The organism is Aestuariivita sp. (assembly GCF_049276915.1).
In the GTDB taxonomy this organism is placed as follows: domain Bacteria; phylum Pseudomonadota; class Alphaproteobacteria; order Rhodobacterales; family Rhodobacteraceae; genus Aestuariivita.
Genome location: NZ_JBASXK010000098.1, coordinates 21,081 through 35,776, shown reverse-complemented (window position 1 = coordinate 35,776; position 14,696 = coordinate 21,081). Strand labels below are relative to the sequence as shown.

Sequence of the window (14,696 nt, the reverse complement as noted above, 5' to 3'; positions counted from 1 at the left end):
CTGCAAGCTGTGCAGGATCGATGTGCATTCGGATTTCTTATTCAGCATACCCAGTTTTGGTTCGACTAATTCTGCGCGGTTGCCTAGTCACTGTCGCAGATGCCGAGAGTGGAGCGCCCGGATGACGTCTTTTCTGCCGGGCTTTGCCCTCAGCCTGAGCTTGATTTTGGCCATTGGTGCACAGAATGCCTTTGTGCTGCGCCAGGGGTTGCGCAGGCAGCACGTGTTTTGGGTATGTCTGCTTTGCGGGCTCTTTGATACTATCCTGATCGTGGCCGGTGTTGCCGGCTTCGGCACCCTCGCCAGCAAGGCCCCGTGGTTTGAACCCATGATGCGATATGGCGGGGCCGCGTTCCTGCTCTGGTATGGTCTGCGCAGCTTTCAGAGCGCCTGGCGCGGTGGAGAGGCTCTGGAAGTCGCCTCCGGACAAGAGGCGGGGTTGAAAACCACGCTGTTGACCGTGATGGGGCTGACCTGGCTCAATCCGCATGTCTATCTGGACACGCTTATCCTCATCGGGTCGGTTTCGTCGCAATACGCAGACAAGGTTGCGTTTGCCTCGGGGGCCATCGCGGCCAGCGTGATATTCTTCTTTGCCCTTGGGTATGGTGCGCGCTTGCTGGCACCGGTGTTTGCGCGATCCGTGGCCTGGCGTATTCTGGATGTGATCATCGGATGCACCATGTGTGCGATTGCGTTGAAACTGCTTGTCATGTGAAGGGTTGCGCCAGCGCGGCTTTGAGTGTTGATAAAGCTATGGTCAATCCGCGCGCGCCCAATCCAGTCCTAGGCATCTTCTGGATGCTGGTGACAGGCATGTGCTTTGTTGCGGTCACGGCGTTGGTCAAATACATGGGAGCCCGGATTCCGGCGCCGGAGTCGGCATTCCTGCGCTATATGATCGGTCTTGTTTTCCTGATCCCGCTCTTGCGCCCCTTGTTGCGCGCCCGGCCAACGGCACGCCAATGGCGACTGTTCGGCATACGCGGTCTGGCCCATGGAATTGGCGTGATGCTGTGGTTCTTTGCCATGACACAGATCCCGATCGCCGAGGTGACGGCGATGAATTACCTGGCCCCGGTTTATGTCACGATCGGTGCGGCGCTGTTCCTCGGGGAACGGCTTGCTGCGCGACGGATCGCAGCGGTGGTGATGGCTTTGATCGGAGCGCTGATCATCCTGCGACCGGGGTTCCGCGAAGTCGATCCGGGCCATGTGGCGATGCTTTTTGCCGGTCTGGTGTTCGGTGTCTCATACCTTTTGGCCAAGGTTCTGGCCGATGAACTGCCGCCAAGCCTTGTGGTGGCGATGCTGTCGATCATCGTGACCATTGTGCTGGCTCCGTTTGCGATTGCGGTCTGGGTCACGCCGACACTGGTGGAGCTTGCGCTGCTGCTGACGGTCGCCTTCTTTGCAACGGCCGGCCATTACACCATGACACTGGCCTTGCGCGCGGCACCGGTGACCGTCACCCAACCGGTCACCTTCCTGCAGCTTGTCTGGGCCACCGCTTTGGGAGCCATTGTGTTTGGCGAGGCAGTGGATGTCTGGGTGGTGTTGGGGGGCAGCCTGATCCTGGCATCGGTAACCTTTATCGCCTGGCGCGAGGCGATGGTGCGACGGCGTCACATCACACCGACCACGCCCGAAACCAAGCTTTAGCGTCAGGCCTCTAACCGTTTGCCCCGCGCGGATCCAGAAGACGCTTGAGGATTGCATCATAGCTGATCTGCCCAAGTGGTTTGCCATTATCCATCACGGTGACGGGGCCTTCGATGGACATGGCCGCTTGCATCACTTCCTGAATGGTTGCGCCTGGGCTGACCGAGCCTTGGGAAACGGTTGTCAAAGGCTCCATCACATCGCGCGCGCACAGGACGCCAAGCGGGTTCATATGCGCCACGAAATCGGCCACATATTCGGTGGCCGGTGCGGTGAAGATCTGTTGCGGGGTGCCGCACTGAACGATGCGTCCGCCCTCCATGATGGCGATGCGGTTGCCGATCTTGAAGGCTTCGTCCAGATCGTGGCTGACGAAAATTATCGTGCGTTGGAGCTTTTGCTGCAGTTCCAGCAACTCATCCTGCAACCGCGTGCGGATCAGCGGATCCAGGGCCGAGAACGGCTCGTCCATCAGCAGTATCGGCGCTTCGGTCGCAAAGGCACGTGCCAGGCCCACGCGTTGCTGCATGCCGCCTGAAAGCTCGCCAACCTTTCGATCGGCCCAATCCGACAGACCCACCAACTCAAGTTGGCGTTCCACAGCCTTGTGGCGCTCGGCCTTGGGCATGCCTGCAAGTTCAAGACCAAGTCCCACATTCTCGCGTACACTGCGCCAGGGCAGAAGGCCGAATTGCTGAAAGACCATGGCGACGCGGCTCAGACGCAGCGCGCGCAGGGTGGCGGCATCAGCCGTTCCGACGTCGATCATGCTTGTGCCATCATTGACCCGGACGGATCCTCGCACCACGGGGTTCAACCCGTTGACGGCGCGAAGAAGTGTCGATTTGCCGGAGCCCGACAGGCCCATCAGTACCAGGATTTCACCCTCGTGAACGGTGAGCGAGCAGTTGTGCACACCCAGGACCTGTCCCGTACTGGCCTGAATCTCACCACGCTCCTTGCCTGCATCCATCAAGGGCAGGGCCATGTCCGGCTTGTCGCCAAAGACGATGTTGACCTGATCAAATTCGACAGCGATCCCCATCAGCGACGCTCCATCCGCAACATGCGGTCCAGCATGATGGCGACCACAACGATGATGAAACCGCTTTCAAAGCCAAGGGCCGTGTTCACCTGATTGAGCGCGCGCACCACCGGCACGCCCAGACCGTCCGCCCCGACCAGAGCCGCGATCACGACCATGGACAGCGACAGCATGATCGTCTGATTGAGCCCGGTCATGATCTGGGGCAGGGCATAGGGCAGTTCGACCTTCCAGAGCGTCTGGCTTGGGGTCGCGCCAAAGGCCTGTGCAGCCTCCAGCAGGGGCTGCGGCGTCGATGTTACGCCAAGATGGGTCAGCCTGATCGGGGCGGGCAGCACAAAGATCACCGTGGCGATCAGGCCCGGCACCATGCCGATGCCGAAAAAGACGATCGCGGGGATCAGGTAGACGAAGGTGGGCAGAGTTTGCATGAGGTCCAGGACCGGTCGCATCATGCGATACAGCCGGGGACGATGCGCGGCCGCAATGCCAATCGGCACTCCGATCCCCATGCAGACCACGCAGGCCGACAAAACCAGCGTCAGGCTTTCCGTCGTTTCTTCCCAGTAGCCCTGATTGAGAATGAAGAGAAAGCCCAGAACCACGAAGACCGCGACTTTCCAGTTACGCTGCAAACCCCAGGTCAGTGCTGCGAACGCGGCGATGATCACGAAGGGATGGGGCGTCTGCAATACCCAGAGGATGGCGTCGATCAATCCCTCCATCGCCAGGGACAGGCCGTCAAAGAACCACGCACCGTTGTCCTGAAGCCAGTCAAAGAAACCGGCAGCCCATTTGCCGATGGGGATCTTCGTGTCTGTCAGCCAGTCCATTGAGGCCTCTTCATGTCTGGGAGAGTGCTTCGATGTCGCTCTTCAACCTGAACGATTTCGGTGCAGGTGGTGCGGCCCGGGGGGTCCCGGGCCGTCTGTTGTGCTTACTTCAGCGCGGCTGTCACCGCGGCCAGGGCATCGCCACCATCCATGGTGGTCACGCCATCCAGCCATCCGCTCAGAACACCGGAGTTCGCTGCAAGCCAAGCGGTCGCGGCCTCTGCCGGGTCCTGACCATCATCCAGGATCGCGGCCATGATCTCATTCTCCATGGCAAGGGAAAATTCGAGGTTGGTCAGAAGCTTGCCGACATTCGGGCATTCGCTGACATAGCCCGCGCGGGTGTTGGTATAGACTGTTGCACCTCCCAGATTGGGGCCAAAGTAATCATCGCCCCCGGTGAGATAGCTCATGTCGAAATTGGCATTCATCGGATGGGGTTCCCAGCCCAGGAACACGATCGGCTCACCGCGCCGATCAGCCCGTGCGACTTGCGCCAGCATGCCTTGCTCCGAACTCTCCACGACTTCGAACCCGGTCAGGCCAAAGGCGTCCGCTGCGATCATGTCCATGATCAGGCGGTTGCCGTCATTGCCCGGCTCGATTCCATAGATCTTGCCTTCCAACGCATCCATTTGCGCCGCGATATCCGCAAAATCGCTGATGCCCAGATCTGCGGCAGCCTTGTTCACGGCCAGCGTGTACTTTGCCCCTTCCAGGTTTGCGCGCACTGTGTCGACGGTTCCGGCTTCGCGATAGGGCGCGATATCGGCCTCCATTGTCGGCATCCAGTTGCCAAGGAACACATCGATGTCACCGGCCGCCATCGACGTATAGGTAACGGGAACCGAGATCACCTTGATATCGGTCTCATAGCCCAGAGCATTCAGCACGACGGTCGTGGCAGCGGTTGTCGCGGTGATATCGGTCCAGCCCACATCCGAGAATGTGACGGTTCCGCAATCGGCCAAGGCCGGCCCTGCTGCTGCAATCAGCGCAAGCGCAGAAAGGGAATGTTTGAACTGCATGTTTGTCTCCCTGACATTTGGTTTTTCATTGGTCGAGCACGGTCAGGGTAGTTGATTGACGAGTCAATAAAGAAACCTTAGCCTCTTTTTCACCCTACAACCCGGAACCATCACTATGCCCAAGCTCGGAATGGAGCCTATCAGGCGCAGCGCTCTCGTCAAAGCCGCTATCGCCGAGATCGGTGAGGCGGGGTCTCTTGATGTGACTGTCAGCCAGATCGCCCGCAGGGCTGGCATGTCCAGTGCGCTGGCCCATCACTATTTCGGCTCCAAGGAACAGATGCTGGTGGCGACGATGCGTCATATCCTGACGTTGTTCGGTGCCGAAGTGCGTGGTGCGCTTACCATGGCGCAGACGCCGGAATTGCGCCTTGAAGCCATCGTGCGGGCCTCTTTCGCATCGCAGAATTTTCGCCCTGCCACGGCGGCCTCCTGGCTGCATTTCTATCTTCAGGCGCAAAGCTCCGAGGAAACACGGCGCTTGCTCCACCTCTATCACCGCAGGTTGCGCTCAAATCTGATGGTGGCGTTTCGCCCACTCGTGTCTGACCCTGAACCGGCCTCTGAAACCATAGGTGCGCTGATTGACGGTGTTTATCTGCGTCAGGTCCTGCGCCCCGAGGCAATGTCCAATGAAGACGCCATCGCGCTGGTGCTGGCGACCGTCCAACGCTTGATCCGTGAGGGATAATGACAAGACCGAACATCCTTGTCCTGATGGTGGACCAGCTGAACGGGACACTGTTTCCCGATGGTCCTGCTGACTGGCTGCACGCGCCCAATCTCAAACGGCTGGCCGCACGCTCCGTGCGCTTTGCCAATGCTTATACGGCCTCACCGCTCTGTGCGCCGGGACGGGCCAGTTTCATGACCGGGCAATTGCCCTCGGCCACGGGTGTCTACGACAATGCTGCCGAGTTTCGCAGCGACTTGCCGACCTATGCCCATCACTTGCGCCGTGCGGGCTATCATACCTGCCTGTCAGGCAAGATGCATTTCGTTGGCCCTGATCAGATGCACGGCTTCGAGGAACGGTTGACCACCGATATCTATCCGGCCGATTTCGGCTGGACTCCCGATTACCGAAAGCCCGGCGAGCGTATCGAATGGTGGTATCACAACATGGGTTCAGTGACCGGTGCCGGCGTCGCCGAGATCACCAACCAGATGGAGTATGATGACGAGGTCGCGCATCATGCCAAGGCCAAGCTCTATGACCTGGCGCGCGGAAAAGACTATCGCCCCTGGTGTCTGACGGTCAGCTTCACCCATCCGCATGACCCCTACGTGGCGCGCAGGAAATACTGGGATTTGTATGAAGACTGCGAACATCTGCTGCCGCGCGTGCCGGCGATGGAGTACGCCGATCATGACGCCCATTCACAACGCATCTTCGATGCCAACGACTGGCGCAGCTACAAGATCGGCGACGACGACATCCGTCGCTCCCGGCGCGCCTACTTCGCAAATATTTCCTATCTCGATGACAAACTGGGCGAGATCCTCGATGTGCTGGAACGCACCCGGCAAGAGGCCATCATCCTCTTTGTCTCTGATCATGGCGACATGCTGGGCGAACGCGGCCTGTGGTTCAAGATGTCCTTTCTTGACGGTTCGTCCCGTGTGCCCTTGATGATCAGCGCTCCGGGTCTTGAACCCCGCACCGTGCAGGAACCGGTTTCCACCATCGATATCTGCCCGACGCTTTGCGATCTTGCGCAGGTGTCCATGCAAGAGGTCATGCCCTGGATCACCGGCGAAAGCCTGGTTCCTTATGCGAAAGGAGCTCTGCGCACAGCGCCTGTGGCCATGGAATACGCCGCCGAAGCCTCATATGCGCCCATGGTCTCGCTCAGATATGGCAAATGGAAATTCAACGCCTGCACGCTTGACCCGGATCAGCTGTTTGATCTTGAGGCCGACCCGGATGAACTGATCAACCTGGCTGATGACCCCGCCCATGCAGGCACGCTCTCGGCGCTCAAGGCCAAGGTGGACGCGCGCTGGGATCTCGAGCAGTTCGACGCCCAGGTGCGCGCCAGTCAGGCGCGGCGCTGGGTGGTCTATGAAGCGCTGCGCCAGGGTGGCTATTTCCCCTGGGATTACCAGCCGCTCCAGAAAGCCTCCGAGCGATACATGCGCAACCACATGGATCTCAACGATCTGGAAACCAGCCAGCGGTTTCCCCAAGGTGAATAGCCGCTGCTTCTTTTTGGTCAGAAATACCCGATGAACACATGAACAATTCCCTCTCTCCAACGCCTTTTTTGCGCCAACTAGCCATCAGCCCGATGCGCTGGAGGTCGTCATGAGCGGTGCCTCCATGCAAGCCGATTTCGTGATCGTCGGAGCGGGCAGCGCCGGCTGCGCCATGGCATACCGGTTGAGCCAGGCGGGTGCGTCGGTGCTTGTGGTCGAGCATGGCGGGACCGACTGGGGGCCGTTCATCCAGATGCCTGCCGCCCTGAGTTATCCGATGAACATGCCGCGCTATGACTGGGGCTATCTGTCCGAGCCAGAGCCACATCTCGACAACCGGCGTCTGGCTTGCCCCAGAGGGAAGGTCATCGGTGGGTCCTCTTCGATCAATGGGATGGTCTATGTCCGCGGGCACGCCCGCGATTTCGACCATTGGGCCGACAGCGGCGCGGATGGCTGGGCCTATGCGGATGTGCTGCCGTACTTCAAGCGTATGGAGAACTGGCATGACGGTGGTCATGGCGGGGATCCGCAATGGCGCGGTTCTGACGGGCCTTTGCATATCACGCGCGGGCCTCGGGCGAACCCGCTTTATCATGCCTTTGTCGAAGCCGGCCGTCAGGCGGGATATCCGGTCACAGGCGACTACAATGGCGAGCAGCAGGAGGGCTTTGGCCCCTTTGAGCAAACCGTGTGGCAAGGGCGACGTTGGTCGGCGGCCAACGCCTATCTGCGCCCGGCTCTCAAGAGTGCGCATTGCGATCTGGTGCGTGGTCTTGTCGAGCGTGTCGTCATCGAGGAGGGCCGGGCCAAGGGCGTCGCTCTGGCCGGAGGTCAGATCATCCATGCACGCCGCGACGTAATCATCGCGGCTTCTGCGATCAATTCGCCAAAAATCCTGATGTTGTCAGGCATAGGCCCGGCCGCACATCTGGCCGAGCACGGGATCCGTTTGATTGCGGATCGTCCGGGCGTGGGCGGAAATCTGCAGGACCATCTGGAGATGTATGTCCAGTATTCCAGCCTTCAGCCCATCACGCTTTACAAGCATTGGAACTGGGTGTCCAAAGCGCTGATCGGCGCGCAATGGCTTTTGACCAAGAAGGGATTTGGCGCGTCCAACCAGTTCGAAAGCTGCGGTTTCATTCGCTCGCGCGCCGGGGTCGAATATCCCGATATCCAGTTCCATTTCCTGCCTCTTGCGGTTCGCTATGACGGCAAAGTGGCGGCTGAGGGTCATGGGTTTCAGGCACATGTCGGTCCCATGCGTTCCAAAAGCCGCGGGCGGATCAGTTTGCGTTCTGCCGACCCCGCGGCCGATCCGTTGATCCGCTTCAATTACATGAGCCATCCGGACGACTGGGATGAGTTTCGCACCGCGCTGCGCCTGACCCGCGAGATATTTCAGCAGGATGCCTTGAAGCCCTATGTCAAGGCCGAGCTTCAGCCGGGGGCACATCTGCAAAGCGATGTTGAACTGGACAGCGCAATCAGAGAACATGCCGAAAGCGCCTATCACCCCTGTGGCACCTGTCGCATGGGGCGCGCCAATGATCCCGATGCCGTGGTCGATCCCGAAGGCCGTGTCATTGGGGTGGATGGCTTGCGCGTGGTCGACAGCAGTATTTTTCCGCGCATCACGAATGGCAACCTGAATGGCCCTTCGATCCTGGTGGGAGAAAAGATGAGCGATCACATTCTTGGCCGCGATCCTCTGGCGCGCGCCAATGCGGAACCCTGGCTCAACCCCGCATGGGAAACTGCGCAGCGCTAAGCACCTGTCTTTTTGATGCGTGAACGCAGCTTTTCCGTCCGGTTTGATCCGCGTCAAGGCAGCTGCATCGCTGGCATGCGTAACTCTGTTCAACGACCTCAAAGGAATTGGAGAGAGACATGTCGCACACACCTCACGAACTGGCCGAAGAGTTTCCTGACAAAGTCGAAAAGATGAGAGCGCTCAAGCAGACAGATAGTCATTTTGCCCGTCTGGCAGATGAATATCGCGACATAAATCGCGCGGTGCATCGCGCCGAAACCAATGTCGAGCCGATGGAGGATCTCGCTGAGGTGGAAATGCGCAAGAAGCGTGCGCTCCTGAAGGATCAGATCTGGAGCATCTTGTCCAAAGGTTGAATGCGCTCCCCGTCGGTCCGGGCACAGTTTGATGTGCGGCCCGATGGGTATTTCTGACCAGAAAGAAGCAGGGTTTGCGCGGCCTTGGCGGGACGGGATCCTACCTTACGCGATAGGGCAGCACATCGCGCACATTCACATCGACCGAAAGACGCCGTTCCAACGGCGGCACCGAGCGTTGATGGCAGGATTTGCGCTCACAGATTCGGCACGAAATGCCGATCGGTTCAAAGGCGTCTTCGTTGGAAACGTCGAGTGTGTCAGCATAGACCAGTGAACCTGCATGGCGCAGTTCGCATCCCAGTGCGATGGCATATCTGCGAACTGGCGCGCCATAGGATCCGCCGGATTTCGAGACATCGCGCGCGAGGCTGATATAGCGCACACCGTCAGGAGTTTCGGCCAGCTGGCGCAGGAAACGTCCGGGGGTTTCAAATGCACGGTGCACGTTCCAGAGCGGGCAGGCCCCCCCAAACCGGGCAAATTGCAGGCGCGTGGCCGAGTGGCGCTTGGTGATCGTGCCGGCCTGGTCGACACGTACGAAGAAGAAGGGGATGCCTTTGGCCCCGGGGCGCTGCAGCGTGGAGAGGCGATGTGCGACCTGTTCGATGGATGCTCCGAACCGGCCTCCGAGAATTTCGAGATCGTGGCGCACGTCCTGTGCGGCTTGAAGGAAAGCCCGATAGGGCATCAGAGCCGCGCCGGCAAAGTAATTGGCCAGTCCGATCTTTGCGATAGCGCGGGCTTCATCGCTTTGGAAGCGGGCGAAATCCAGCGTTGCTTCCAGCAGTTTGTCCTGTGTCAGCAGCGCGATCTGCAGCAGCATCTGGAACAGTTCGGTTTCCGGTGCGGCGCGTGCGGAGAGATAGAGGCGGCGCGTATCGGCATCGTAAAGCCGGACCGGCCCGTCATCGCGTTTGACGATCTCGATCCCGAGATCATTGATCCGCCGCGTGGCCGCCTCGTGCATGTTGCCGCGCGCGCGCGATGCAAAGCCTTCTGCCGCCCGGTCGACTGCGTCGATGTAATTGTCGCAATAGTGAAAGAAATCGCGCACCTCATCCCAGGGTGAGTTCTGGCTTCGGGCGTCTTCGCGTCCCAGTGCCTCGTCCAGCGAGGCCAGCCTTTCATGTGTCTGGCGATAGGCGCGGTGCAATTCGATCAGCGCGCGCGCCAGGGCGGGGGCGTTTGACGCGGTGAGGCGCAGATCGGCGAGCGGGGGCATGTCATCGGCAAAAACCGGGTCCGACAAGGCTTCGCGCATGTCGCTGACCAGCCGTTCGCTGCCGCCGGTCGAGAGTTCAGTTACGTCAACGCCGAATTCCTGCGCCAGTGACAACACGACTGTGGTCGAGACCGGTCGGTTGTTGTTTTCCATCTGGTTGAGATAGGGCAGGGACACGCCCAGCTTTTCGGCAAATGCTTTTTGTGTCAGCCCCATGCGGGTGCGGATCTCACGCAGTTTGGCACCGGCATAGAGTTTCTGGGTCGCCATCGGGACGCCTTTGCAAAGCCTCTTCTGTGGTCTTGCTAACCTTGCAAAGCTGTGTGGGCAAGCCCCTTAGGAGGCCAGTTGGCGTTCGCGCCAGATCACGACCCGGATCGCGACGACCCCCAGGGCGGAGGTGGTGAACATCAACCACAACAGTGGCGTGGCACCGGTTCCGGGGCCCAGCAGGGCTCCTGCAGATGCGCTGAGCGCTGCGCCGCCGCCGATCATCAATGCGCCGCCAAGCCCCGAAGCCGTTCCGGCCAGATGTGGGCGCACCGACAGCATGCCGGCCGTGGCGTTCGGAATGGTCATGCCATTGCCCAGGCCCACGAACGTCATGAGGCCGAAGAAGCTATGGACCGTGCCGTTGCCGGTCAGGAAAATCGACAGCGAAACCGCCAGTCCGAAAGCGTTCAGGATGCAGCCCCACAGGACCATCCGGTTGACGCCAACGCGCACCGAAAAGCGCCCTGATATGAAATTGCCCAGAAGGTAGCCCACGGCAGGTGCGCCAAAGTAGATGCCCAGCTGCGCAGGTGTCAGGTTGAAGACTTCGGTGCCCACAAAGGGCGCGCCGCCCAGATAGGCAAAGAACGCACCGGACGTGAACGCCGCCGCCATTGCATAGCCCCAGAATCGCGGCGATGTGAGAAGTTCAGGGTATTCGCGAAACTGTCGACCCAGGGTTTTGCCGCTTGTGCGGGCGGTCTCGCCCATATCGCTCCAGACGAGGGCCAGACAGATCGCGCCCAGAATGAACAGCATCCAGAAATTGGCGCGCCAGCCAAAGACTTCGTCCAGCGCGCCCCCGATCGCAGGTCCGATCATCGGCACGATGGCCATGCCCATCGTGACATACCCGATCATCGATGCGGCCTTGTCTTGTGGGTACATGTCACGCACCGCCGCTCGGCTCAGTACAAGGGCAACGGCGACAGCGGCCTGCCCCATGCGAAAGGCCAGGAAAATCTCGGCGGTGGGCGCAAAGATGCATCCGATGGTGGCAATGAGAAACAGCGTCAGTCCCCAAAGGATCACCGGCCTGCGTCCGAACTTGTCGGAAATCGGTCCGATCAGAATCTGCAAGACCGCATTGACGCCCAGATAGACCGCGACGGACAACTGCATGACGCGATAATCGGTCTGGTAGTATTCCGTCATTCCCGGCAAGCTTGGCAGGAAGATGTTCATAGCCAGCGCAGACAACCCGGACAAAAGGATCAGGGTCGAGACATGCGGAGGTGAGCTTCGATCGAGGAAGCGTATGTCGGGCGCGTTCGCCATGTAGCCGATGTATTGCGGCTTCTGGAGGCTGTCCATTCAAACGTTGCGTTTCAACTGTTAATTAGCAAGATTTGCAATTCGCAATTTTACCTGTGACGTTTGTTTGCAAATTAGCCTTTTTCCACTTTGGCCCGTCCCGACGCTTGGATATAAGCCGCCAAACGCATTTTGGGGACAGATCACATGAAAGATATCCTGACCGAGCTTGAAAACCGCCGCGAAGCGGCCCGGCTGGGTGGCGGGCAGCCGCGCATCGATGCGCAACACGGCCGCGGCAAGCTGACCGCGCGGGAACGGATCGACCTCTTGCTCGACGAAGACAGCTTTGAAGAGTTCGACATGTTCGTCACCCATCGCTGCACCGATTTCGGGATGGAAAAGCAAAAGCCTGCCGGTGACGGCGTGGTTACGGGCTGGGGAACAGTCAATGGTCGCCAGGTCTATGTTTTCGCGCAAGATTTTACGGTTCTCGGTGGGTCGGTTTCGGCAACCCATGCGATGAAGATCTGCAAGATCATGGATATGGCGGTGCAAAACGGTGCGCCTGTAATCGGGATCAACGATTCAGGCGGCGCGCGCATTCAGGAAGGTGTTGATTCGCTTGCCGGCTACGGTGAGGTGTTCCAGCGCAATATCGAAGCATCCGGTGTTGTGCCCCAGATCAGCGTCATCATGGGCCCCTGCGCTGGCGGCGCGGTGTATTCGCCTGCGATGACCGACTTCATCTTCATGGTGAAGGATTCGTCCTATATGTTCGTCACCGGCCCTGATGTGGTGAAGACTGTCACCAATGAAGTCGTGACAGCTGAAGAGCTGGGCGGGGCATCGACCCACACCAAGAAATCCTCTGTGGCCGATGCGGCCTTCGAGAACGATGTCGAAGCTCTGGCCGAAGTGCGTCGTCTGGTCGATTTCCTGCCTCTCAACAATCAATCCAAGCCGCCGGTGCGCCCCTTCTTTGATGATCCCGCGCGGATCGAAACGTCGCTGGATACTTTGGTGCCAGAAAATCCGAACCAGCCCTATGATATGAAGGAACTTATCCTCAAGCTGGCGGATGAGGCGGATTTTTATGAGATCCAGGAAGAGTTCGCAAAGAACATCATCACCGGGTTCATCCGGCTGGAAGGGCAGACCGTCGGCGTTGTCGCCAACCAGCCAATGGTTCTGGCGGGTGTTCTTGATATCGACAGTGCCCGCAAGGCGGCCCGCTTCGTGCGGTTCTGCGACTGTTTCGAGATCCCGTTGCTGACACTTGTCGACGTGCCGGGTTTCCTGCCCGGAACGACGCAGGAATATAACGGCGTGATCAAACACGGTGCCAAACTGCTTTTTGCCTATGGCGAGGCGACGGTGCCGAAAGTGACGGTGATCACCCGCAAGGCCTACGGTGGTGCCTATGTGGTGATGGCCTCCAAGCATCTGCGCGCCGATATCAACTATGCCTGGCCCACGTCGGAAGTGGCCGTGATGGGTGCAAAAGGTGCCACCGAGATCATCCACCGCGCCGATCTGGGCGATCCTGAGAAAATCGCCGCCCATGCGGCGGAATACGAGGCGCGCTTTGCCAATCCGTTTGTTGCGGCCGAACGCGGTTTCATCGACGAAGTCATCCAGCCGCGATCCACGCGCAAACGCGTGGCGCGGGCCTTTGCCTCGTTGCGGGGCAAGCAGAAAAAGATGCCTTGGAAGAAACACGATAACATTCCGCTCTGAGGCGGTGCTGGTCCCGATGCAACGGGGTTTGGCGAACCCGGCCCAACGGAGTAGGTCATGACGCAACTTTTCAAGAACCAGGCGTTCACCATCGCCCATGCCGATGACGGCAAGTTCGTCGGGCAAGGCCTGCGCGCCTTCTTTGAATACCGGGATCTGGGGATCAAGGGCGCAACGCAGGGCAAGTTCGGAGCCCATGTCATTCGCGCTGTACCGGGCGAGGAAAGCCCGGGTGCATGGCATTCGCATGATCTGGATTTCCAGATGGTCTATGTCACAAGGGGCTGGGTTGTCTTCGAATACGAAGGGCAGGGCGAGCATGTGATGCGGGCAGGCTCGAGCGTGCTGCAGCCTCCGGGCATCAAGCACCGCGAAGTTCGTCACTCTGACGATATGGAGTTGATCGAGATCACCTCTCCGGCAGAGTTTGACACCCGGGACGAATCTGCCCAATGATGACGCAAGGTCACCCGGTCACGCGTGCCACGCGCACGCGACTAGCAGCCCCGACAGGAGGAGCCCGCTTGCGGGGTCGGGGCTGCATCGTGGCTCTGCTTTTGCTGCCCGGCCTTTCGTTTGCCGCACCGCAGTTCGAGACGGGGTCCGGTCAAAGCGTGACGCTGGAAGAGGTTCTGCTTGACGAGAACCCCGGCGAGCTTTGGGTGCGGTTCCGATTCATGGCACCGGACATCGCCCGTGGGCTGGCTGCGGTTGACGCCGATGTGGCGGCATCGGACATGCAGAAACTTTGTGATGACGTGGCTGTTCCCTACCTTGTGGATAACTCGATTTCGCCCGCGCGTATCGTCGTATCGCTTTCAGATCGGCTGGTCCCTTTCGGTCAACCGGATCCCGAGGCCACCCAGTTTTTCGAGCTATACAGCCTCCAGGACGGCTCCTGTATTTGGGAGGAATTTTGATGCAGACACAATATGTTGCGGGTCAAAGCTCAGGCGTATGGTGTTTTGAGGCTTTGGAGTCACAGCCGCATTCCTTGATGGCCTGTGGATATCTTTCGATCCGTCTTTCGGCTATGTTTCCTCGGTGGATCACAGGTGTGATCTGCAACTTGAGGTGGGTTCCCACAAGGTCATCTGGCCTTGATGGATCCATGAAAACAGACAGGAGACGTGGATGTCGAAGAGCATCAAGCTTCTTGCATTGGCCAGCCTTTTGGCCGGTCTTGCAGCCTGCGGTAGCACGCAGGAAGAGACATTTGTCGTGGTCGAGCCCGAACCGATTTCGGTCGAGCCCGTATATACCGGCAAATACAAGTAAGACTGTCTCGGGGTGGGTCTGCAGAC

General features: G+C 59.4%; 15 protein-coding genes. 10 read left to right on the top strand and 5 right to left on the bottom strand.

Annotated elements, in window-relative coordinates; all coding sequences use genetic code 11:
- The first annotated feature begins 121 nt into the window (after positions 1 to 121).
- A complete protein-coding gene (locus tag WAO69_RS10430) occupies positions 122 to 718 on the top strand; it encodes a LysE/ArgO family amino acid transporter (RefSeq protein ID WP_422178760.1) in 597 nt (198 codons plus the stop codon).
- Between the two features lie 38 nt (positions 719 to 756).
- Positions 757 to 1,662: a DMT family transporter gene (locus WAO69_RS10425; RefSeq protein ID WP_422178758.1), complete on the top strand. Its 906-nt coding sequence runs from the start codon at positions 757 to 759 to the stop codon at positions 1,660 to 1,662.
- A 10-nt stretch (positions 1,663 to 1,672) separates the two neighbouring features.
- Here WAO69_RS10425 and choV read toward each other — a convergent pair whose 3' ends face one another.
- From choV to choX, 3 genes are all read right to left on the bottom strand, one after another.
- Entirely contained in the window at positions 1,673 to 2,707 is a 1,035-nt protein-coding gene (gene choV / locus WAO69_RS10420; protein WP_422178756.1) for a choline ABC transporter ATP-binding protein, read from the bottom strand.
- Positions 2,707 to 3,540 carry a choline ABC transporter permease subunit gene (choW, locus tag WAO69_RS10415; protein WP_422178754.1) on the bottom strand — a complete coding sequence of 278 codons (834 nt, stop codon included), beginning with the start codon at positions 3,538 to 3,540 and terminating at the stop codon, positions 2,707 to 2,709. Before choW ends, choV begins: the two co-directional genes overlap by 1 nt.
- A 104-nt stretch (positions 3,541 to 3,644) precedes the next feature.
- Positions 3,645 to 4,568: a choline ABC transporter substrate-binding protein gene (gene choX / locus WAO69_RS10410; protein WP_422178752.1), complete on the bottom strand. Its 924-nt coding sequence runs from the start codon at positions 4,566 to 4,568 to the stop codon at positions 3,645 to 3,647.
- Between the two features lie 115 nt (positions 4,569 to 4,683).
- Between choX and betI the strand changes: the two genes are divergently transcribed.
- The 4 genes from betI to WAO69_RS10390 all read left to right on the top strand — a co-directional run bounded on the left by betI (position 4,684) and on the right by WAO69_RS10390 (position 8,900).
- A complete protein-coding gene (gene betI / locus WAO69_RS10405; RefSeq protein WP_422178750.1) occupies positions 4,684 to 5,259 on the top strand; it encodes a choline-responsive transcriptional repressor BetI in 576 nt (191 codons plus the stop codon).
- Entirely contained in the window at positions 5,259 to 6,767 is a 1,509-nt protein-coding gene (gene betC, locus WAO69_RS10400) for a choline-sulfatase (protein WP_422178748.1), read from the top strand. Before betI ends, betC begins: the two co-directional genes overlap by 1 nt.
- A gap of 124 nt (positions 6,768 to 6,891) precedes the next feature.
- Complete coding sequence (betA, locus tag WAO69_RS10395; RefSeq protein WP_422178896.1) at positions 6,892 to 8,541, top strand: choline dehydrogenase; 1,650 nt, start codon at positions 6,892 to 6,894, stop codon at positions 8,539 to 8,541.
- A gap of 119 nt (positions 8,542 to 8,660) precedes the next feature.
- Positions 8,661 to 8,900 carry a YdcH family protein gene (locus WAO69_RS10390; RefSeq protein ID WP_422178746.1) on the top strand — a complete coding sequence of 80 codons (240 nt, stop codon included), beginning with the start codon at positions 8,661 to 8,663 and terminating at the stop codon, positions 8,898 to 8,900.
- 100 nt (positions 8,901 to 9,000) lie between these two features.
- Here WAO69_RS10390 and WAO69_RS10385 read toward each other — a convergent pair whose 3' ends face one another.
- Both WAO69_RS10385 and WAO69_RS10380 read right to left on the bottom strand, forming a co-directional pair.
- Positions 9,001 to 10,395: a helix-turn-helix domain-containing protein gene (locus WAO69_RS10385; protein ID WP_422178744.1), complete on the bottom strand. Its 1,395-nt coding sequence runs from the start codon at positions 10,393 to 10,395 to the stop codon at positions 9,001 to 9,003.
- Positions 10,396 to 10,461: 66 nt separating this feature from the next.
- Positions 10,462 to 11,676 carry a multidrug effflux MFS transporter gene (locus tag WAO69_RS10380; RefSeq protein WP_422178893.1) on the bottom strand — a complete coding sequence of 405 codons (1,215 nt, stop codon included), beginning with the start codon at positions 11,674 to 11,676 and terminating at the stop codon, positions 10,462 to 10,464.
- Positions 11,677 to 11,859: 183 nt separating this feature from the next.
- On the opposite strand from WAO69_RS10380, the gene WAO69_RS10375 reads away from it, so the two are divergent.
- From WAO69_RS10375 to WAO69_RS10360, 4 genes are all read left to right on the top strand, one after another.
- Positions 11,860 to 13,392, top strand: coding sequence for an acyl-CoA carboxylase subunit beta (locus tag WAO69_RS10375; RefSeq protein WP_422178742.1), 1,533 nt, complete (start codon positions 11,860 to 11,862; stop codon positions 13,390 to 13,392).
- Between the two features lie 57 nt (positions 13,393 to 13,449).
- Positions 13,450 to 13,848 (top strand): cupin domain-containing protein, encoded by a 399-nt coding sequence (locus WAO69_RS10370; protein WP_422178740.1) that lies wholly within the window; start codon positions 13,450 to 13,452, stop codon positions 13,846 to 13,848.
- An 89-nt stretch (positions 13,849 to 13,937) separates the two neighbouring features.
- The gene (locus WAO69_RS10365; RefSeq protein WP_422178738.1) at positions 13,938 to 14,312 is read left to right on the top strand and encodes a DUF6497 family protein; all 375 of its coding nucleotides are present in this window, start codon (positions 13,938 to 13,940) and stop codon (positions 14,310 to 14,312) included.
- 214 nt (positions 14,313 to 14,526) lie between these two features.
- Positions 14,527 to 14,670, top strand: a complete 144-nt coding sequence (locus WAO69_RS10360) for a hypothetical protein (RefSeq protein WP_422178736.1) — start codon at positions 14,527 to 14,529, stop codon at positions 14,668 to 14,670.
- Positions 14,671 to 14,696: the final 26 nt, after the last annotated feature.